General features: G+C 63.3%; 16 protein-coding genes and 1 tRNA gene. 14 read left to right on the top strand and 3 right to left on the bottom strand.

What is annotated here, in order from left to right:
- Positions 1–10 precede the first annotated feature (10 nt).
- The gene (locus RLN94_RS01090; RefSeq protein WP_350168384.1) at positions 11–799 is read left to right on the top strand and encodes a hypothetical protein; all 789 of its coding nucleotides are present in this window, start codon (positions 11–13) and stop codon (positions 797–799) included.
- Positions 800–1,184: 385 nt separating this feature from the next.
- Positions 1,185–2,051, top strand: a complete 867-nt coding sequence (locus RLN94_RS01095) for a hypothetical protein (RefSeq protein ID WP_350168386.1) — start codon at positions 1,185–1,187, stop codon at positions 2,049–2,051.
- A gap of 20 nt (positions 2,052–2,071) precedes the next feature.
- Here the strand turns inward: RLN94_RS01095 and RLN94_RS01100 are convergent, their stop codons facing one another.
- The gene (locus RLN94_RS01100; RefSeq protein ID WP_350168388.1) at positions 2,072–2,410 is read right to left on the bottom strand and encodes a hypothetical protein; all 339 of its coding nucleotides are present in this window, start codon (positions 2,408–2,410) and stop codon (positions 2,072–2,074) included.
- 214 nt (positions 2,411–2,624) lie between these two features.
- Here RLN94_RS01100 and RLN94_RS01105 point away from each other — a divergent pair, with 214 nt between their 5' ends.
- From RLN94_RS01105 to RLN94_RS01115, 3 genes are all read left to right on the top strand, one after another.
- The gene (locus tag RLN94_RS01105) at positions 2,625–3,908 is read left to right on the top strand and encodes a MobA/MobL family protein (RefSeq protein WP_350168390.1); all 1,284 of its coding nucleotides are present in this window, start codon (positions 2,625–2,627) and stop codon (positions 3,906–3,908) included.
- 192 nt (positions 3,909–4,100) lie between these two features.
- A complete protein-coding gene (locus RLN94_RS01110) occupies positions 4,101–4,493 on the top strand; it encodes a DUF7673 family protein (protein ID WP_350168392.1) in 393 nt (130 codons plus the stop codon).
- Between the two features lie 515 nt (positions 4,494–5,008).
- Positions 5,009–5,377, top strand: a complete 369-nt coding sequence (locus RLN94_RS01115; protein ID WP_350168394.1) for a hypothetical protein — start codon at positions 5,009–5,011, stop codon at positions 5,375–5,377.
- 153 nt (positions 5,378–5,530) lie between these two features.
- Here the strand turns inward: RLN94_RS01115 and RLN94_RS01120 are convergent.
- Positions 5,531–5,617: transfer RNA gene (locus RLN94_RS01120), tRNA-Leu, on the bottom strand.
- A gap of 148 nt (positions 5,618–5,765) precedes the next feature.
- On the opposite strand from RLN94_RS01120, the gene RLN94_RS01125 reads away from it, so the two are divergent.
- Complete coding sequence (locus RLN94_RS01125; protein ID WP_350168396.1) at positions 5,766–6,755, top strand: complex I NDUFA9 subunit family protein; 990 nt, start codon at positions 5,766–5,768, stop codon at positions 6,753–6,755.
- On the opposite strand, the gene RLN94_RS01130 is transcribed toward RLN94_RS01125, so the two are convergent.
- Positions 6,752–7,555: an undecaprenyl-diphosphate phosphatase gene (locus RLN94_RS01130; RefSeq protein WP_350168398.1), complete on the bottom strand. Its 804-nt coding sequence runs from the start codon at positions 7,553–7,555 to the stop codon at positions 6,752–6,754. The two genes, RLN94_RS01125 and RLN94_RS01130, sit on opposite strands and share 4 nt — an antisense overlap.
- Before the next feature lie 228 nt (positions 7,556–7,783).
- Here RLN94_RS01130 and RLN94_RS01135 point away from each other — a divergent pair, with 228 nt between their 5' ends.
- From RLN94_RS01135 to RLN94_RS01170, 8 genes are all read left to right on the top strand, one after another.
- The gene (locus RLN94_RS01135; RefSeq protein WP_350168399.1) at positions 7,784–9,220 is read left to right on the top strand and encodes an NAD(P)-dependent oxidoreductase; all 1,437 of its coding nucleotides are present in this window, start codon (positions 7,784–7,786) and stop codon (positions 9,218–9,220) included.
- A 115-nt stretch (positions 9,221–9,335) separates the two neighbouring features.
- Positions 9,336–10,085: a hypothetical protein gene (locus RLN94_RS01140; protein ID WP_350168401.1), complete on the top strand. Its 750-nt coding sequence runs from the start codon at positions 9,336–9,338 to the stop codon at positions 10,083–10,085.
- Between the two features lie 4 nt (positions 10,086–10,089).
- Complete coding sequence (gene gltB, locus RLN94_RS01145) at positions 10,090–14,622, top strand: glutamate synthase large subunit (protein WP_350168403.1); 4,533 nt, start codon at positions 10,090–10,092, stop codon at positions 14,620–14,622.
- A gap of 233 nt (positions 14,623–14,855) precedes the next feature.
- Complete coding sequence (locus RLN94_RS01150; protein WP_350168405.1) at positions 14,856–15,227, top strand: DUF4189 domain-containing protein; 372 nt, start codon at positions 14,856–14,858, stop codon at positions 15,225–15,227.
- 60 nt (positions 15,228–15,287) lie between these two features.
- On the top strand, positions 15,288–16,019 hold the full coding sequence (mtgA, locus tag RLN94_RS01155) for a monofunctional biosynthetic peptidoglycan transglycosylase (protein ID WP_350168407.1): 732 nt from the start codon (positions 15,288–15,290) through the stop codon (positions 16,017–16,019).
- A gap of 59 nt (positions 16,020–16,078) precedes the next feature.
- Entirely contained in the window at positions 16,079–16,744 is a 666-nt protein-coding gene (fzlA, locus tag RLN94_RS01160) for an FtsZ-binding protein FzlA (protein WP_300893793.1), read from the top strand.
- Positions 16,745–16,825: 81 nt separating this feature from the next.
- On the top strand, positions 16,826–17,884 hold the full coding sequence (gene queG / locus RLN94_RS01165; RefSeq protein ID WP_350159184.1) for a tRNA epoxyqueuosine(34) reductase QueG: 1,059 nt from the start codon (positions 16,826–16,828) through the stop codon (positions 17,882–17,884).
- Between the two features lie 44 nt (positions 17,885–17,928).
- Positions 17,929–19,926 (top strand): hydantoinase/oxoprolinase N-terminal domain-containing protein, encoded by a 1,998-nt coding sequence (locus RLN94_RS01170; protein ID WP_350168409.1) that lies wholly within the window; start codon positions 17,929–17,931, stop codon positions 19,924–19,926.
- Positions 19,927–19,954 lie beyond the last annotated feature (28 nt).

Here is a 19,954-nt window from a genome sequence, read left to right on the forward strand (position 1 = left end):
ACGGAATTGGTTGATCGCCCCCGAAACGATTTTCGGCGTTCTCTTCTGGGCCGCAGTCGGATGGTATGGGTATTCGAAATACGTTGAAAATAACCCGTCGGTCGATCTGGCCGGGCCACGGTCGGATGCGTGCGAGGCGATGACCCAAATCGGCGCGCTGGACGAGCAGGGCGGCGCACAATGCCTGACGGATGACGCAGTCTATCTCTCGGGTCTACGCGACGCCCTCGAAACACGCGCTGACCGGTTCCAGAAGAACATGAATGAGATCGTAGCCGAGGTGTCCGAGACTGCGAGTCGTCTTGACGATTCGGTCTTCACGTCCATGCAGGCGCGACACGCCTTCGACAACCAAGAGCGCTTCCCGATAGATGACGAGGCGAACAGCGACCTGAAAAGGGTTCAGGTTGATGTTTCCAACATCACAATAAGCGCCCCGTTTGAGGAAGACCCAGATGGTCTACCGACGATGCAAATTCGGCTGGATGGCATCGCAGAGGACGACGTTGTCTATGGCTTTGACCTGAATGATCTCGTGTTCGAGGTGATGGAATATCCCTTCGTGTTCGGATGCGACGATATCGTTGGGATGGATGGCGGGTGTCGCGGGACTGTATTCGTCGATCTCAGGTCGGACGGCATCATGGGCGCGACACCGGTGATCGTCGGGTTCGACATGGCACCGTTGACCGAGAGGCAGGCGATAGAAATAGCCTTCGGGCTGTCAGCGCCGCAATTCTCCGACACCAGTGAGGAATACGACGCAGCCAGGATGAAAGAAGTGGCCGAGCTTATCTGACCCTTCACTGCAGGGGGACCGCCGTTTGGCAAACCTATCGGTATCGACGTTCTGCGAATTTACCACTCTGCATGGGGGTTCCACTACGTTCCCGACGTTCCACTACGTTCTTTAGTCAGGTTTTCGTTGAAACTCAGACCATTAAGGTCTCGGACAAGCCATCGGTACGTCAACCAAGTCCTTGAGAACGTGGATCTGCGCCACTTGAGCGGACAACAAGTCCCGATACGTGGGCGAAAGGCCGGGCGCGAACATGTATTGGCCATTCATCCGGGCCGTTTGGCTATCTGTGCGGGGTGTCTGGCTATCTGTACGGGCAAGGTATCTCGTTTTCTTTTCGTTGACTTCAGACCCAACTTCTTTGGGCAGGACAAGGAGATGCCCCATGCATATAAATCGAAAATACGAGCTTCCGAACCGCACAGTCGAAATTCTCTCGACCAGGCTGACATCTCTGCATGCGGCTCGGTTTGTTCATGGCCTTTTGGGCCAGCTTGATTGGATGTACGGCAGCGTGTCAGGCGCCGGCCCGGTCCTTATCAAACCGCAAACGATCTGGTGCGATGGAATCGCGCAACTTACTGCCGCCCGGGGGTGCAAGGATCGGCGATGGATGCAAAGGGGTATCGCAGATCTCAAGGGCACCGACCTCTTCGATGAACTGGAACAACCAGACCCGAAGCGCGTCACCTTCCTGATCAGTAATCGGTTCCGCACGAGTTTACTCTCGAAGAAGACCGAGCATGGATTCGCGAAATTGCAGTCGGATGACTATGCGGAATCGGTCTCGATCGAAGAGGCGATTTTCGTCATGCTTGTTCGCCTCTATGAAGGACGGGATTGGCCGGTCTTCAACCTCCCATACCGACCTGTTTCTCAGAAGAGCAGGTGCCTCAATTATAAAGCCAGCGCCACCTCTGGAGAGGCGGCTAACGATGTGGACTTGCAGACCCGCGAAGCTCAGGTGTGCGAATGGGCGGCAGCCAAGAAACGGTGGTGCCGTGCAGCCGAGCGGGTGGCTGATCGACTGGGACATTCCTACCTGATCGCGCCATACTGCGGTCCTCTCGATCCGGGCATCTCGCAGGTCCGCGTGAAGATCCAGCATGAGAAAACGAAGTGGCAACCGGAACGCCTCTACAAGTTTCAGGTCGGGTCCGGCCGAGTGATCCAGGTGATGCCTGGCAAACGGCATCGCAGCCTCAGCCAGCAAGAACTCCGTGAACGGCTCTGGGATACGGTCATCCGGTAGAGCGCCACTTACATGTCGAGCTACGACGACGGGTGACTTTTGCCGTATCTTGCTCCTGATGCGGCAGTTCGCGCATCTTCTGCCTCGGGCTTTTTCTGTTCCTGCAATGTCGGCAGGCCAAGGAATGCGCGGTCTTTTTCATTCCGGATATGTTGGTGAAGCTTTTCCAGGGTATCGCGTTTCTTCTCTGCAGGCAGCTTCTCCATGAGTGACAGGATCGCAGCGCCGTAGAGGATCTTCCGACGCGTGTCGTCCCTGCGCTTCTGAGCCGTCTCGCGTGCTTTTAGGTCGCGCAACTGCTGTCGTTCCTGCTCGATCTTCTTTTCGATCTTCGCAATCTTGTCCGCGTATTTTGGCATGGCTTGCCTCCCGTTGATTTCATTTCGAAGAGGAGATGGTGCCTGAGCCTGAAGCCGGGCAGTTGATTTCGCGTATCTCGCAAGAGAACGGGCCGGGTGTCATCGACCCGCGGCCGGACAGGCAAGGGCGCAATTACGCAAACTTCGTTTGCAGCGCGCCTGCCGCGGGCTTTTGGAAGGTGCGGTCCCGCATCGAGGGCACGACTTACCTGGAATGATACATCCAGCCAGTCACTGCCCGCTCCTTGTCATCTCCCGCGGAAACGGCCGCTCCGCTGTGGGCGCGGCCGCCTATATAGCGCGCTGCGACATGGCCGATGCGCGTATCGGCCGGTCGTTCAACTACCGTCAAACGACCGGCCTCCTTGCGCATTGCATGGTGAATTGGCAGGGGACGGCGGAAGACCTCTGGAACGCGGCCGAAGCCGCGGAAAATCGGTGCAACGCGCGCGTCGCTCGAGAACTGCGCCCGGCGCTGCCCGCTGAGCTACGGCTCGACGATCAGCGCAGGCTTGTTCATGGATTTTCCCTCTGGCTTCGGGATAGGTTCGGTGTGGCGGTGCATTACGCTCTGCATGCCCCCTCGTTTCACGACAAGGACGAGGAGCGACGATTGTCGCGGGAGCGAACGTCCGAAAAAGGCAACGATGCGTATCTGGCGGCACTGGCAGACCCTGCGCAGACCAACCTGAATTTCCACGCCCACATCTTGTTTACGACCCGGCGGGTTGACCGTGAAACCGGAGCTTTCGGCGAAAAGACCTGGGAGTTGGATCGTAGAAAGCCAGGCCCGGAAAATCTGCTCGCGATCAGGCAGGAATGGGAGAAGCGCACAAATGCGGCGCTGGCCCGAACGGGATCACGGGCTCGTATCGACCTTCGCTCTTACGAGGAAATGGCGGCAGATGGCGATGCGCCTGACGGTCTCGTCGCGCAACCCCACATGGGCCCGCGCGAGACCGCCAAGGCGCGCAAGCGAGCGAGCGAGACGAGCCTGGCATCGAAGTCTCGCATCGCGGCCGAGCGTGAACGTGTCAAAAGCGACAACGAGGCCCGTTGGTCATGCTGGATGCAGCTTCGAGCGCTACACCGGGAGAAAGCTCGCCTTGAGGAATCCGCTCGGATCGCCGAGGAGCGCGAGCGTGAGCGACGGCAGCGCGCAGAAGACGAGAAACGACGTATTGCAGAAGCGGAATCTGTAGCTGCGAAGCGTCAGGCCGTCGAAGACGCGACAACGCTCGAGGTCCCACGCGGCGGCAAAGACAATACCTACACTCGGGCCATTGCCGCAGTCCTGTCCGAGGGAGTGATCGTGCCGGATGATCAGGGCATTTCAGAGTACGAAAGCGAACCTGATGCAGCAGAAGAGTTCGATAAAGAGATCGACCCGGAAACCTTCACGCCCCCGGATCTCGGTGAAGGCGATAATTTCGATCCGATCGTCAAGCCGGTCAAAAGGAAACCGCCGCCCGGGAATTTCCAGCGAACAAGAGGCTGATGCGCGCCCTTTTGAACCAATGCCATTCGACCGAACAGTGTCTTGCATCCTTGCGGACGAGAGCAGATCGGGTCCATCGCCAAAAAATCACGTATCTCGTTTTGTCGGACCCCCAGAGGAACCCACGTTCGGAGCGGCGAGAGGTAGAACCTCACGCATGAACATCTAATCACCACTTTCGAAAGGCCCGACATGTCCGAACCCAAAGAAGACACAAACCCTCCTGAAGATGGGCTGGATGCGATCCGTAGGTCGCTTGCCGTTCACAAACAAAACCGGGCTCGTTTTTGCGTCCTGCCCGGCAAAGTCAAGCCGGACCACCCGGAACTCGTTTCGGCTGCAAACACGCTGATGAAACTGGCGCGATCCGGCAGTGGCGCGAGCGCGGGCGCGGCACGTTTACTCCATGCCTGCTTTTCGGGTGTGACCGCCTTCAACATCGACGACTTCCGGAAGCTTGACCCTCACAACTTTCACGCCGCGATGATCGTTCTCAATTTTGCGCTCTTCGAGGGCTGTGAAAGGATCCTGGAGGATGAGGAAATGGAATGGCTCAGGCGGAACTTCGAGTTCGCGAATCCATGACCTAACTACCTCGTCGCGCCTCTCTATCTCGCCTCAATCATTGATTCCAGGGTCCGCTTCATTCGTGAAACGGACCCTTTCTTTTTCATGAGGGCCGGAGGGGATCATATGGCCGCCGGCTACCTGTAAAAACGACGCAGGAGGCCCTCCCTGAACCCCAAAGGTGCTAAAGGTCAGCGATGAGCGGCCTCCCGGGAGTTCGAGGCACGTGCGTGCCGTAGAGCGGTCAGACGCACGAAAGAATATCGCCATCCTAATGTGGAGACGCGCCTTCTCAGTGAGACGCGTCTCCACATTAGGATGGCGTCTCATCCGGTGAGGATTTGACCCTTTCCGGTGTTTTCGAGAACTCTAATACGTGGATGCTGCTGCCGCGAGGGTTCTTCGAACAGGGGCGACGTGCAATCCCGCACAGCGATCCCGCACCGCCGTGTACTCTCCATGCGACGGTGTCTGACCGCGCCAGTTTCAGAAACCTCTGCACACGCCGGGGGCTGGACGCGTGAGGTTCCGATATGAACCAACTCACGATCATTCCCACATTCGCAGCTCTTCGATCCACAGTTCTGGATCGTCTTCGGGACTACCTCGACGATCACGGCGACAGCCTCGATGGGCTGATCCGTCAGGGCCGGGCAGACCCCGGCGTCGACGAGAAAGCGGCCCTGCGAGAGATCGCAGACCAGGTCCACGCGACCAGAGATGCCCGAACCCTCGTCCTGCGTATGCGGACTATCATGGGCGAGCTACTCTGCCTAATTGGTGAGCCTCTCACAGAGATCGAAGGAGGTTACTCTGGCCCAGAATTCGACGGGGCACTCAGCTGGCACGCTGCTCGGCTCACCGATCTGGAACGAGACATCAAGTTCGCATTTCGGGTGTGACCGCCCGCTTCCATCACCAGCATAAAAGAAAACCTGTCTCGTCGGCTTTCATGTCGGCGGGGCGCGTGTGGAGCAAGTTGTGGGGCAAATCCTTCCAATCATTCGCCCGAAACCTCAGAAAACCAACAAATTCTGGATTTAAGGCTTGACGAATGGTGCCCAGGAGAGGACTCGAACCTCCACGTCCATACGGACACTAGCACCTGAAGCTAGCGCGTCTACCAATTCCGCCACCTGGGCCGGTGTCGTGAGGACGCCGTTTAGCCGGGGGCCGGGGCGCTGTCAACGGCGATTTTCCGGTGGGCCGGCAATCGGGCATCACGCCTTGTCGAAGCCCGCGCGGGAGGCTAGGAAGAGGGGTGAACGGCAAGACTGCGGAGGCCAGCATATGCCCAAGTCAAAACTCGTCACGATCTTCGGGGGCTCCGGTTTCCTGGGGCGGTATATCGCGCGGCGGATGGCCAAGGCGGGCTGGCGGGTCAGGGTGGCCGTGCGGCGCCCGAACGAGGCGGTGTATGTGCGGACCTACGGGGTCGTCGGCCAGGTCGAGCCGGTGCTGTGCAATATCCGCGATGACGAGAGCGTGCGGTCGGTGCTGCGCGGGGCGGATGCCGCGGTGAATTGCGTGGGCACGTTCGACAAGGGCGGCAAGAACAATTTCGATGCGGTGCAGAACAAGGGTGCTGCGCGAATCGGCCGGATCGCCAAGGAAGAGGGCGTGGCGCGGCTGGTGCATATCTCGGCCATCGGGGCCGATGCGGAGGCCGAGACGCTTTATGGCCGGAGCAAGGGGCAGGGCGAGGCGGCGATCCTCGAGTCGTTCCCCGATGCCGTGATCCTGCGGCCGTCGGTGATGTTCGGGGCGGAGGATTCGTTCTTCAACCGCTTTGCCGGGATGAGCCGGCTGGGGCCGATCCTGCCGGTTGTCGGGGGCTCGACGAAGTTCCAGACCGTGTGGGTCGACGACGTGGCCGCCGCCGCGGAGATGGGCGTGAAGGGCACGGCCGCGCCGGGCATTTACGAGCTGGGCGGACCGGATGTGAACACGTTCCGCGAGCTGATGCAGCAGATGCTCGGGGTGATCCATCGCCGGCGGATGATCATCAACATCCCGTTCTGGATCGCCTCGATCATGGCCGGGGTGATGGAGTTCGTGCAGACCATCACCTTCGGCCTCGTGCCGCCGCAGATCACCCGCGACCAGGTGCAGACGCTGAAGGACGATAACGTGGTGTCGGTGGGGGTGAAGACCTTTGCCGATCTCGGGATCGACCCGGTTGCGATGGAGGCGGTGCTGCCGGATTATCTGTGGCGGTTCCGGCCGGACGGGCAGTATGACGACATCAAGCGCTCGGCCTCGAACCTGCGGGGCGCCTAGCTGTAGGCGATAAATAGCAGGACGATGCCGAGGATCACCCGGTAGATCACGTAGGGCGTGAAGCTGACGGTGCGCAGGAGGCGCATCATTATGGTAAGCGCCAGCAGGGCCGCGACGAAGGCCAGCGCGGCGGCGATGCCGCAGTCTTTCAGAAGCGCGAGATCGGCATTGAGCAGCGCCTCGCCCGAGAGCAGGGCGCCGCTGGCGACGATGGTCGGCACGGACATCAGCATCGAGAGTTTCGCCGCGTCGTGGCGGTTGTAGCCGAGAAAGCGGGCGCCGGTGATGGTGATGCCAGAGCGGGAGGTGCCGGGGATCAGGGCGATGGCCTGCCAGACACCGACGACCATGGCGTCGGTCAGGGTCCAGTCCTTCTGCGAGCGGGTGGTCTCGCCGAACTGGTCGGCCCAGTAGAGCAGGATGCCGAAGATCAGCATCGCCCATGCGATCACCGCGACCGAACGCAGGTAGAGGTCGAGCCCGGTGAGCTTGAGGATCAGGCCGAAGGCGATGACCGGCACGGCGGAGACGAGCAGGAGCAGGGCGAGTTTCGCCCCCTCGGTATCGGCGCGGCCCATGAGGAGGCGGGGCAGGCCGAGCATCGCCTTGCGCATGTCGGACCAGAAGTAGAGCAGGACGGCGAAGAGGGTGCCCACGTGGACGGCGACGTCGATGGCCTGGCCCTGGTCCTGGAGACCGGTGAGGTGGGGGAGGAGAATCAGGTGGCCGGAGGAGGAGATCGGCAGAAACTCGGTAAGCCCCTGAATCAGGGCGATGATGACGAGGTGGAAGAGGGGCATCAGCGGAGGTCCCGGCGGGGCGGAGGGGTGTTGGCCCAGCTATAAACAACTGAGTTCCGGGGGAAAGATTTGATTTAGGTCCGGAGCGGACTTAATTTATGACCAAAAGATAAAGAAAAAGCGCGAGTTGTAGCTATTTATTTCGTATTAGGTCAGTCTTTCTGACTTTATTTCCCGATTACCATAAAGTAAACAAGCGCGGTATTTCGGAAATTCGGAGACGACCCCGTGGCAAAGCAGCCCATGTTGAAATTCGTGACTGTAGAACGGTCCATGCCAGAAAAGCGTTCAGCCACCGAACGCAACCAGGACTTTCACGAGATCTATGCCGAGTATGCCGCCGAGAAGGCGAAGGAGCAGTCAGGCCGCTGCAGCCAGTGCGGCGTGCCCTATTGCCAGACCCATTGCCCGCTGCACAACAACATCCCCGACTGGCTGCGCCTGACGGCGGAGGGACGGGTGAAGGAAGCCTATGAGCTGAGCCAGCTGACCAATACCTTCCCGGAGATCTGTGGCCGCATCTGTCCGCAGGACCGTCTGTGCGAGGGCAACTGCGTGATCGAGCAGTCGGGCCACGGCACGGTGACGATCGGGCAGGTGGAGAAATACCTGACCGATACCGCCTTCGAGGAAGGCTGGGTCGAGGATATCACGCCCGGCGAGGAGCGCCCCGAGTCGGTGGGGATCATCGGCGCCGGGCCCGGCGGGCTGGCGGCGGCGGACATGCTGCGGCGGGCCGGTGTGCAGGTGACGATCTATGATCGGTACGACCGCTCGGGCGGGCTGATGATCTATGGCATTCCCGGCTTCAAGCTGGAGAAGGACATCGTGATGCGCCGCAACGCGCAGCTCGAGAAGGGCGGCGTGGAGTTCGTGATGAATTGCGACGTGGGCAAGGATATCGGCTTCGAGGAGATCCGCGAAAAGCACGATGCGGTGCTGATCGCGACGGGGGTTTACAAGAGCCGTGACCTTCCCGGCCCGGGGTCGGGGGCGAGTGGCATCGTGCGGGCGATCGATTACCTGACGGCGAGCAACCGGAAGAGTTTCGGCGACGATGTGCCGGAATTCGAGAGCGGCGAGCTGAACGCCGAGGGCAAGCGCGTGGTGGTGATCGGCGGTGGCGATACCGCGATGGACTGCGTGCGCACGGCGGTGCGGCAGGGGGCGACCTCGGTCAAGTGCCTGTACCGGCGCGACCGGCAGAACATGCCGGGCAGCCAGCGCGAGGTGGACAATGCCGAGGAAGAGGGCGTGGTGTTCGAATGGCTGAGCGCGCCCAAGGGGTTCGTGGGCGACCCGGTGACGGCGGTGAAGGTGCAGCAGATGCGCCTTGGCGCGCCGGATGCGACCGGGCGGCAGACGCCGGAGGAGATCGAGGGGGCCGATTATGACGAGCCTGCGGACCTCGTGATCAAGGCGCTGGGCTTCGAGCCGGAAGAGCTGCCGACGCTGTGGGGCGTGGAGGAGCTTGCGGTGACCCGCTGGGGCACGGTCAAGGCGGAATTCACCACCGGCCGCACGGCGATGGACGGGGTCTATGCCGTGGGCGATATCGTGCGGGGCGCCAGCCTTGTTGTCTGGGCGATCCGCGACGGGCGCGACGCGGCGGAGGCGATCCTGAAGGATCTCGACGGTGGCCGGCAGGCCATCGCGGCGGAGTGACATGCGACGTCGGTCTAACGTCGGTATTTTGTCGGTATTGCGTCGGTGCCGAGAGCGGCGCCCGGCGGCAGACGGGTCAGGTGGCCTGACCCATCGGATGAAGGAACGGTTAACAGTGAAGACGGGGATCAACAGGGCATGGTGCCGGATTGCGGCCGGTCTCGTGGCGGTTTCTGCCGCGCCGTCGCTTGGCCACGCCGATTTTGCCATGTGGCAGGATATGCCGCTGGAGGCCTGTAACCCGGTTTACGCTGTGCAGAAGCGGGGTTGCCAGCTTGAGAAGGTCTATACCTGTTCGGTTGGTGGCGAAGACTTCCTGCTTTACCGGGAGATTGATGAAGACCTGTTCGTCTCGACTGAAGTCACCGATCTTGAAGGCGGGTCCGTCGTTTACTGGAACGCCGAGGGTGATTTCAACCTGATCGACATTGCGGAGGACCGCGACCCTGTATCCGTCAGTGAACTGATGGAAACAGGCCGCGACGTGTTCGATCATACCGCGCTGATGATTGTCGCCCCATTCATCGACCCCATTCCTGCACGTTTCACAGGCGAAATGCGTTTAACGGACGAAACCTTGGTTCTTGAGCGTACCGTTTTCACGAAGCTCTCGTCCGAATACCGCTTTACGCTGAACTCCTTGGATCTCTTCTGGACAGGCGAACAATATCTGGATCGAGACAGCCATGCGATTATTGCTGGCAGTGGGACAGGTCGCATCGACGGTTCAGAAGTGCCGGAAATCGCAGAGCCAGTCGAGATCATCTATCCCGATGAACTGGGGTTCACGAGCGATCAGCCACAATACGACTGTGAGGCAATCAGCAGCATTGCCACGCCGAACAGCCTATCCGCGAAAGGATAATGCCATGACCAAATTCGACACCAACTGGGCCAAGAACGAGGAAGCCAAGCGCAAGTGGCTGGCCGAGAACGGCATGTATTCCGAGGAGGAGGAGCATTCCTCCTGTGGCGTCGGGCTTGTCGTGTCGGTGGATGGATCCCCCAGCCGCAAGGTGGTGGATGCCGGGATCAACGCGCTGAAGGCGATCTGGCACCGGGGCGCGGTGGATGCCGATGGCAAGACCGGGGACGGTGCCGGCATTCACATCCAGATCCCCGTGCCGTTCTTCTATGACCAGGTGCGGCGCACCGGGCACGAGCCGCGGGAAGACCAGTTGATGGCCGTGGGGCAGGTGTTCCTGCCGCGGACGGATTTCGGCGCGCAGGAGACCTGCCGGACGATCGTGGAGACGGAAGTCATCCGCATGGGGCATTACATTTATGGCTGGCGGCACGTGCCGGTGGATGTGAGCGTTCTGGGCGAGAAGGCCAACGCGACGCGGCCCGAGATCGAGCAGATCCTGATTTCCAACGCCAAGGGGATCGACGAGGAGGATTTCGAGCGGGAGCTTTACGTCATTCGCCGCCGGATCGAGAAGGCGGTGGCCGAGGCGGGGATTCACGGGCTTTATATCGCGAGCCTGTCGTGCCGGAGCATCATCTACAAGGGCATGATGCTGGCCGAGCAGGTGGCGGATTTCTATCCCGACCTGCAGGACGAGCGGTTCATCAGCGCGTTTGCGATCTATCACCAGCGCTATTCGACCAACACCTTCCCGCAATGGTGGCTGGCGCAGCCGTTCCGGATGCTGGCGCATAACGGCGAGATCAACACGCTGAAGGGCAACACCAACTGGATGAAGAGCCACGAGATCCGGATGGCGAGCGCGTCCTTCGGGGATCACGCCGAGGATATCAAGCCGATCATCGCGGGCGGGTCTTCGGATTCGGCGGCGTTGGATTCGGTTTTCGAGGTTCTGGTGCGGGCCGGGCGGAGCGCGCCGATGGCCAAGACGATGCTGGTGCCGGAAAGCTGGTCGAAGCAGGCCGAGGAGCTGCCCGAGGCGTGGCGGGACATGTATTCCTACTGCAACTCGGTGATGGAGCCGTGGGACGGGCCGGCGGCGCTGGCGATGACCGATGGCCGCTGGGTCTGCGCGGGCATGGACCGGAACGGGCTGCGGCCGATGCGCTACGTGGTGACGGGTGACGGGCTGGTGATTGCCGGGTCCGAAGCCGGGATGGTGCCGATCGACGAGGCCACGGTGCGGGAGAAGGGCGCGCTTGGGCCGGGGCAGATGCTGGCCGTCGACATGCAGAAGGGGCAGCTTTACCACGACACCGAGATCAAGGACAAACTGGCGCGCGCCCTGCCGTTCGGCGAGTGGGTCGGCAAGATCAACGACATGGACGAGGTGCTGGCCGGGGTGACGGAGAAGCCGCTTTACACCGGGGCCGAGCTGCGCCGGCGGCAGATCGCGGCGGGCTACACGATCGAGGAGCTGGAAAGCGTGCTGTCACCGATGGCGGAGGACGGCAAGGAGATGGTCGCCTCGATGGGGGATGACACGCCGAGCGCGGTGCTGTCGAAGAGCTATCGGCCGCTGAGCCACTTCTTCCGGCAGAATTTCAGCCAGGTGACCAACCCGCCGATCGACAGCTTGCGCGAGTTCCGGGTGATGAGCCTGAAGACGCGGTTCGGGAACCTGAAGAACGTGCTGGACGAGAGCGGCGCGCAGACCGAGATCGTGGTGCTGGAAAGCCCGTTCATCGGCAATGCGCAATGGGCCGCGCTGATGCGCGAGTTCGAGGGGGAGGTGACGCAGATCGATTGTACCTTCGCGCCGGGCGAGAACGCGCTGCGCGACGGGCTGGCGCGGATCCGGGCCGAGGCGGAGGATGCGGTGCGCTCGGGTGCCGGGCATATCGTGCTGTCGGATACCGGGGTGAGCGAGGAGCGGATCGGGATGCCGATGATCCTGGCCACCAGCGCGGTGCATTCGCATTTGACGCGGAAGGGTCTTCGGACCTTCTGTAGCCTGAACGTGCGGTCGGCGGAGTGCATGGATCCGCATTATTTTGCCGTGCTGATCGGGGCGGGCGCGACGGTGGTGAACGCCTATCTGGCCGAGGACAGCCTGGCCGACCGGATCGAGCGGGGGCTGCTGGATGGCGGGCTGACCGAGAACGTGGCGCGGTATCGCGAGGCAATCGACCAGGGCTTGCTGAAGATCATGTCGAAGATGGGGATCTCGGTGATCTCGTCCTATCGCGGTGGTCTGAACTTCGAGGCGGTGGGGCTGTCACGCGCGATGTGCGCGGAGTATTTCCCGGGCCTGACCAGCCGGATTTCCGGTATCGGGGTCAGCGGGATCCAGGCGAAGCTGCAGGACGTGCACAAGCAGGCGTTCCGGGGCGGCAAGGATATCCTGCCGATCGGGGGGTTCTACAAGGCGCGGAAATCGGGCGAGACCCATGCCTGGGGCGCGCAGACGATGCACATGATGCAGATGGCGTGCAACAAGGCGAGTTTCGAGCTTTGGAAGCGGTACAGCCAGGCGATGCAGGCGAACCCGCCGATCCATTTGCGCGACCTGATGGCGATCAAGCCGCTGGGCAAGGCGATTCCGCTGGAAGAGGTGGAAAGCGTGACCGCGATTCGGAAGCGGTTCGTGACGCCGGGGATGTCCCTAGGCGCGCTTAGCCCGGAGGCGCACAAGACGCTGAACGTGGCGATGAACCGGATCGGCGCGCGCTCGGACAGTGGCGAGGGCGGCGAGGACCCGGCGCATTTCACGCCGGAGCCCAATGGTGACAACCCGTCGGCGAAGATCAAGCAGGTGGCGTCTGGCCGGTTCGGCGTGACCGCCGAGTACCTGAACCAGTGCGAGGAGCTGGAGATCAAGGTGGCGCAGGGCGCGAAGCCCGGCGAGGGCGGGCAGCTGCCCGGCATGAAGGTGACCAAGCTGATCGCGCGGCTGCGGCATTCAACGCCGGGCGTGACGCTGATTTCGCCGCCGCCGCACCACGATATCTATTCGATCGAGGATCTTGCGCAGCTGATCTATGACCTCAAGCAGATCAACCCGACGGTGAAGGTCTGTGTGAAGCTGGTGGCGCAGTCGGGCGTGGGCACGATTGCCGCGGGCGTGGCCAAGGCCAAGGCCGACGTGATCCTGATCTCGGGGCACAATGGCGGCACCGGGGCGAGCCCGGCGACCAGCATCAAGTATGTGGGCCTGCCGTGGGAGATGGGGCTGACCGAGGCGCACCAGGTTCTGTCGATGAACCATTTGCGCGACCGGATCACCCTGCGGACCGACGGGGGGTTGCGGACGGGCCGCGATATCGTGATGGCGGCGATGATGGGGGCCGAGGAATACGGCATCGGCACCGCCGCGCTGATCGCGATGGGGTGCATCATGGTGCGGCAGTGCCAGTCGAACACCTGCCCTGTCGGTGTCTGTACGCAGGACGAGAGCCTGCGGGAGAAGTTCACCGGCAACGCGGACAAGGTGGTGAACCTCATCACCTTCTACGCGCAGGAGGTGCGGGAGATCCTGGCCAGCATCGGCGCGCGGTCGCTGGACGAGGTGATCGGGCGGGCCGACCTGCTGACGCAGGTCAGCCGGGGCTCGGCGCACCTGGACGACCTTGACCTGAACCCGATGCTGATCACCGTGGATGGGGCCAAGGACATCGTCTATGACCGCAACAAGCCGCGGAACGAGGTGCTGGATACGCTGGATGCCGAGATCGTGCGGGATGCGGCGCGGTTCCTCAACGATGGCGAGAAGATGCAGCTGCATTACGCGGTGCAGAACACCGACCGAACGGTGGGCACGCGGGTGTCGAGCCATATCGTGCGGAATTTCGGGATGCGCAACGCGCTGCAGCCCAACCACCTGACGGTGAAGCTGACCGGCAGCGCGGGTCAGAGCCTTGGGGCGTTTGCCGCGCCGGGGCTGAAGATCGAGGTGTCGGGCGATGCCAACGACTATGTCGGCAAGGGCCTGTCGGGGGGCACGATCGTGGTGCGCCCGCCGCAAATGAGCCCGCTGGTGGCGGCGGACAACACGATCATCGGCAACACGGTGCTTTACGGGGCGACGGCAGGGTATCTCTTTGCCAGTGGCCGGGCCGGGGAGCGGTTTGCGGTACGGAACTCGGGCGCGCACGTGGTCGTGGAGGGCTGCGGCTCGAACGGGTGCGAGTACATGACCGGGGGCATTGCCGTGATCCTTGGCGAGGTGGGCGCGAACTTTGCCGCCGGGATGACGGGGGGCATGGCCTATCTCTACGACCCGGACGGCAAGGCGCGGAACCTGATCAACGCGACTTCGGTGGTGGTCTGTCCGGTGACGGAGGACCATTGGCTAACCGAGCTGGAAGGGCTGATCCAGCGGCATGCCGAGGAGACCGGCAGCCGGCGGGCGCAGGACATCCTGCAGTACTGGGAGCTTGAGAAGGGCAACTTCCTTCAGATCTGCCCGACCGAGATGCTCGACAAGCTGGACTATCCGCTGGGGATCGAGGACGAGGCGATTCCGGCGGAATAGGGTCGATTTTCGACAGGTTTACCGGGCCGTGAGCGCATGATTTGCGCCGCTCGCGGCCCGACGCCCTGTCGGATGCCTCCGGCGGGGATATTTCCGGCCAGAAGAAGCGAGGGTGCCCGCCCTGGGCCGGGATGGCTCGGCGGGCCGGGCAATCTGACCTGCCCAAGCTGTTGAAGTTTGGCGAAAATCCGGAAATGGCTGATACTGACCCCGGGTAACCGGGAGAATCACTTATGAAATTTCGTTTGTTCATTTCCGGCGCCGTTGCGGCGCTTGGCCTTGCGGCCGGGCCGGTGGCGGCCGGGCAGTGCGGGTACCAGTATTGCTGGGGTGCGGTGGGTTTTGGGCCGGGGGGCGCGTATGGCTGGTCGAACAACTACCCGTCACAGCAGGAGGCCTTCAACCGCGTCAACCAGGAATGCGGGGGAGGATGCACCCAGATCAAGACCTTCTACAACAGTTGCGGGGCGATGGCCGTGGGGGCCAATAACGGCTGGGGCTGGGGTCACAGCCCGAGCCGGGCGGGGGCCGAGAACATCGCCATGGGGTACTGCAACCAGTACGATTACGGTTGTTCGATCCGGGTCTGGGCCTGTTCGTTCTGACGCATCGGCGCCGGCACGCCGGTATTGAAAGACACCTGCGGGCGCTGTAGCGGACACGGGATGGCAAAGCGCAAACCGGCAAAATCGAAGAAGACGGGCGGGCGGGCGAAGCGGAAGTTTCGCCCGGTTGCCTTTGCGTGGCGCTGGGGTATCCGGCTGATCCTTGTGGTGGCGGTGGTTGCCGCCTGCATGATCATCGCGCACCGGGTGCTGAACCCGCCGAAGACGATCTACATGCGGCAGGAAGAGGCGCGGCTGGGCAGGATCGAGCATGTGTGGGTGCCGCTGACGAACGTGGCGCCGGTGATGGCGCGGGCCGCGGTGGCGGCGGAGGATGCGGAGTTCTGCAACCACTGGGGGTTCGACATGTCGGCGATCCGCAGTGCGATCGAGGAAGGCAGCGGCCGCGGCGCCTCGACCATCAGCCAGCAGACGGTGAAGAACGTGTACCTGTGGCACGGGCGGAACTGGCTTCGGAAGGCGCTGGAGGCGATGATCACGCCGGTGGTCGAGATCGTCTGGCCGAAGCGGCGGATCATCGAGGTCTACCTAAACGTGGCGGAGTTCGACGAGGGGGTGTTCGGGGTCGAGGCGGCGGCACGGCATTACTTTGGCGTGGGGCCGGACAAGCTTACGCCTACGCAGGCGGCGCGGCTGGCGGCGGTGCTTCCGGACCCGAAAGGACGGTCGGCCGCGAACCCCTCGGCCTATGTGCGCAAACGCGCGGCCTCGATCCTTGACGGGGCGGCCACGATCCGCCGCGACGGCAGATCGGCCTGTTTCGAGGATTGAATTACATCGATATTCCGGGCATGGAGAAACGCAGCCCGGCGCAGAACAGCAAGACGGACATGGCAAAGCTATATCACGTTCCCCTTTCCCCCTTTTGCCGCAAGGTGCGGCTCGTACTTGCCGAGAAGCGGATCGAGTGCGAGCTGGTGGAGGAGAAATACTGGGAGCAGAGCCCGGATTTCCTGCGGCGCAACCCGGCGGGCAAGGTGCCGGTGCTGAAGCTCGACGACCGGATGATGGCGGAGAGCACGCCGATCTGTGAATACATCGAGGAGAAGTATCCCGAGCCGCCGTTGATGCCGAAATCGGCCGAGGCGCGGTTCGAGGTGCGGCGGCTGGTGAACTGGTTCGACGACAAGTTTCACAGCGAGGTCACCTCGAACCTGCTGTACGAGCGGGTGAACAAGAAGGTGATGAAGCAGGGGTTTCCGGACAGCTCTAACGTGAAGGCCGGGGCGAAGGCGATCAAGTTCCACCTCGATTACATGACATGGCTGCTGGACCAGCGGCGGTGGCTGGCCGGGGACGTGATGACGCTGGCGGATTTCACGGCGGCGGCGCATCTGAGCTCGCTGGATTACATCCGGGACGTGGACTGGAACCGGTCGGAGATCGTCAAGGACTGGTATGCGAAGATCAAGTCGCGGCCGGCCTTCCGGGGGATTCTGGCGGACCAGATCCCGGGGTTTCCGCAGCCGGCGCATTATGCGGACCTGGATTTCTGAAAAGGGCGGTTGCGCAGGGGCGCTGCCCCTCTTGACCCGGACGTTGTCCGGGCCAATTCACCCCGGAATATTTTTGGCAAGATGAAGAACGGGCTGAAACAGAGACTGGTTTCGCAGGCTCTGGCCGAGGGGTTTGACGCCTGCCGGGTGTGCCGGCCGTGGGATGTGCCGCAGGTGCCGGGACGGCTGGCGGAGTTTCTCGAGAAGGGGCGGCACGGGCAGATGGGGTGGCTGGCGGAGCGCAGCCACTGGCGCGGGGCGCCGCAGGTTCTGTGGCCCGAGGCAAGGTCGGTGATCGTGCTGGGGGAGAGTTACACGCCGGACGTGGACCCGATGGCGACGCTTGATGAGCCGGAGGTCGGCACGGTGTCGGTTTACGCGCGGAACAAGGATTATCACGACACGGTCAAGAAGCGGTTGAAGCGGCTGGCGAGGTGGTTGATTGCCGAGGGCGGCGGTGAGGTGAAAGTGTTCGTGGATACCGCGCCCGTGCCGGAGAAGCCGTTGGGGCAGGCGGCGGGGCTGGGATGGCAGGGCAAGCATACAAACCTGCTGAGCCGGGAGCTGGGCAACTGGTTCTTCATCGGATCGGTGTTCACGACGCTGGAATTAGAGACTGATCCCGCCGAAAGCGACCATTGCGGGTCGTGCCGGGCGTGCCTCGACATCTGTCCGACGGAGGCGTTTCCGGCGCCCTACCAGCTCGATGCGCGACGGTGCATTTCCTACCTGACGATCGAGCACAAGGGGCCGGTGGACGAGGAGTTGCGGGCGAAGATGGGCAACCGGATCTATGGCTGCGACGACTGTCTTGCAGTGTGCCCGTGGAACAAGTTCGCGGTCGAGGCGCGGGAGGTGAAGTATCACGCGCGGGACGACCTGACGGCGCCGGGGCTGGCGGAGCTGGCGGCGCTGGACGATGCGGGGTTTCGCGAGCGGTTCTCGGGCAGTCCAATCAAGCGGATCGGGCGGGACCGGTTCGTGCGGAACGTGCTGTATGCGATCGGCAATTCGGGGGTGCCGGCGCTACGGCCGGTGGCACAGGGATTGTGCGACGATCCGGACGCCACGGTGGCGGATGCGGCGCGCTGGGCGGTTGGACGACTGGATGATGCCGCAAACGGGATGGACCGGGGCTGAAAAGCCGGTAAACCGCTGACAACGAAGTACAAGGAGACGAGCGCATGGCGCTTTTGCTGGGGGTCGATACCGGCGGGACCTATACGGATGCCGTTCTGATCAGGGATGAGCGCGAGGTGGTGGCGAGCGCCAAAGCGCTGACCACGCGGCATGACCTGGCCGAGGGGATCGGCAAGGCGGTGGCGGCCGTGTTGAAGGAGAGCGGTGCGGATGTGGGGGAGATCGGGCTGGCCTCTCTCTCGACGACGCTGGCGACCAATGCGCTGGTCGAGGGGCAGGGCGGGCGCGTGGGGCTTGTCTATATCGGGTTCCGGGAGCGCGACCTTGACGGGCACGGGCTGCGCGAGGCGCTGGGGGGTGATCCGGCGCTGGTGATCGCGGGGGGGCATTCCCATGCAGGCGGAGAGGCCGCGAAGCTGGATGAAGCGGCGCTTTCGGCATGGTTAGAGACTGATATGGGCGTTTCCGGCTTTGCCGTGGCGAGCCAGTTCGCGACGCGGAACCCGGCGCATGAGCTGCGCGCGGCGGAGATGATCCGGGCTGCGACGGGCAAGCCGGTGTCGTGCTCGCATCACCTGTCGGCGCGGCTGAACGGGCCGAAGCGGGCGCTGACGGCGGTGCTGAACGCGCGGCTGATCGGGATGATCGCGCAGCTGATCGAGAAGGCGGAGGGCAAGCTGGTCGAGCTCGGAATCCATGCGCCGCTGATGGTGGTGCGGGGCGATGGCGCGCTGATCTCGGCGGGGCAGGCGAAGGAGCGGCCGATCGAGACGATCCTGAGCGGGCCGGCGGCGAGTATCGTGGGCGCGTGCTGGATGACCGGGGAGACCGAGGCGCTGGTATCCGACATCGGCGGGACGACGACGGATGTGGCGGTTCTGCGGGGTGGCAAGCCGGCGATCGACCCGGGCGCAAGGGTCGGCCCGTGGCGGACGATGGTCGAAGCCGTGGCGATGCGGACGACGGGGCTGGGCGGGGACAGCGAAGTTCACGTGATGGACGAGGGTCTTGTGGGCGGTGTGAGCCTCGGGCCGAGGCGGGTGGTGCCGGTGAGCCTGATCGCGACGGAGGCGCCGGAGCTGGTGCACCGGGTGCTGGACGAGCAGTTGCGGAGCGAGACGCCCGGCGAGCATGACGCGCGGTTCGTGCGGGCGGTGCCGGGGGTGGAGGCCGGGGGCTTGCAGCCCAAGGATGCGGCGCTGCTGGAGCGGATCGGCGTCGGGGTGCAGCCGCTGGGGGCGGTGCTGAAGACGCGGCTGGAGGTGGCCGGGCTGATGCGGCTGGTCAAGCGGGGCCTGGTGCAGGTTGCGGGCGTGACGCCGTCGGACGCGGCGCATGTGCTGGGGCGGCAGGCGCAGTGGGATGGCGAGGCGGCCGAGAAGGCGGTGGCGCTGATCGGGCGGAAGCGGACGGGGAGCGGCAACCGGCTGAACCCCGAGCCCCTGGCGATGGCGCAGATGATTATCGACCAGCTGACGCATCAGACGAGTTTGGCCTTGTTAGAGAGTGCTTTTGCCGAGGAAGAGGTGGATTTCGGGCTGTCGCCGGAGGTGTTGGCCCGGCACGTGCTGTTGCAGAAGGGGCTGGACCATCACCGGGGGCTGATGCGGCTGGAAGCGGGGCTGAACCTTCCGGTTGTGGGGCTGGGGGCCTCGGCGCCGGCCTATTACGGGGCGGTGGGCGAACGGCTGTCCTGCCGGATGGTGCTTCCGGAGCATGCGGGGGTGGCGAATGCGATCGGCGCGGTGGTGGGGCGCGTGACGATCCGGCGGAGCGGGACGGTCACGAGCCCGGCCGAGGGGCGGTTCCGGGTCCACCTGGAGCGCGGGCCGGAGGATTTCACGGAGGCGGAGGCGGCGATGGCCGCGTTGCAGGAGGTGCTGGAGGGGGAGGCGCGGGCCGAGGCCGAGCGGGCCGGGGCGCAGGACATCCATGTAAGCGCCGCGCGGGAGATGAAGGTGGCGCAGGCGGAGGCGCGGGAGGTGTTCCTCGAGGCGGAGATTACCGTGGAGGCGTCTGGCCGGCCGCGGATTGCGGGGTGAGGGAGGCCGTGACAGAGAGGGGCCACGG

Source organism: Roseovarius sp. (assembly GCF_040223625.1).
In the GTDB taxonomy this organism is placed as follows: domain Bacteria; phylum Pseudomonadota; class Alphaproteobacteria; order Rhodobacterales; family Rhodobacteraceae; genus Roseovarius.

Bases quoted from the DNA above. Each gene is read 5' to 3' on its own strand.
- RLN94_RS01095 (WP_350168386.1), top strand. From the start codon at position 1,185: ATGCATATAAATCGAAAATACGAGCTTCCGAACCGCACAGTCGAAATT.
- RLN94_RS01100 (WP_350168388.1), bottom strand. From the start codon at position 2,410: ATGCCAAAATACGCGGACAAGATTGCGAAGATCGAAAAGAAGATCGAG.
- RLN94_RS01105 (WP_350168390.1), top strand. From the start codon at position 2,625: ATGATACATCCAGCCAGTCACTGCCCGCTCCTTGTCATCTCCCGCGGA.
- RLN94_RS01110 (WP_350168392.1), top strand. From the start codon at position 4,101: ATGTCCGAACCCAAAGAAGACACAAACCCTCCTGAAGATGGGCTGGAT.
- RLN94_RS01115 (WP_350168394.1), top strand. From the start codon at position 5,009: ATGAACCAACTCACGATCATTCCCACATTCGCAGCTCTTCGATCCACA.
- RLN94_RS01125 (WP_350168396.1), top strand. From the start codon at position 5,766: ATGCCCAAGTCAAAACTCGTCACGATCTTCGGGGGCTCCGGTTTCCTG.
- RLN94_RS01130 (WP_350168398.1), bottom strand. From the start codon at position 7,555: ATGCCCCTCTTCCACCTCGTCATCATCGCCCTGATTCAGGGGCTTACC.
- gltB (WP_350168403.1), top strand. From the start codon at position 10,090: ATGACCAAATTCGACACCAACTGGGCCAAGAACGAGGAAGCCAAGCGC.
- RLN94_RS01150 (WP_350168405.1), top strand. From the start codon at position 14,856: ATGAAATTTCGTTTGTTCATTTCCGGCGCCGTTGCGGCGCTTGGCCTT.
- mtgA (WP_350168407.1), top strand. From the start codon at position 15,288: ATGGCAAAGCGCAAACCGGCAAAATCGAAGAAGACGGGCGGGCGGGCG.
- fzlA (WP_300893793.1), top strand. From the start codon at position 16,079: ATGGCAAAGCTATATCACGTTCCCCTTTCCCCCTTTTGCCGCAAGGTG.
- queG (WP_350159184.1), top strand. From the start codon at position 16,826: ATGAAGAACGGGCTGAAACAGAGACTGGTTTCGCAGGCTCTGGCCGAG.
- RLN94_RS01170 (WP_350168409.1), top strand. From the start codon at position 17,929: ATGGCGCTTTTGCTGGGGGTCGATACCGGCGGGACCTATACGGATGCC.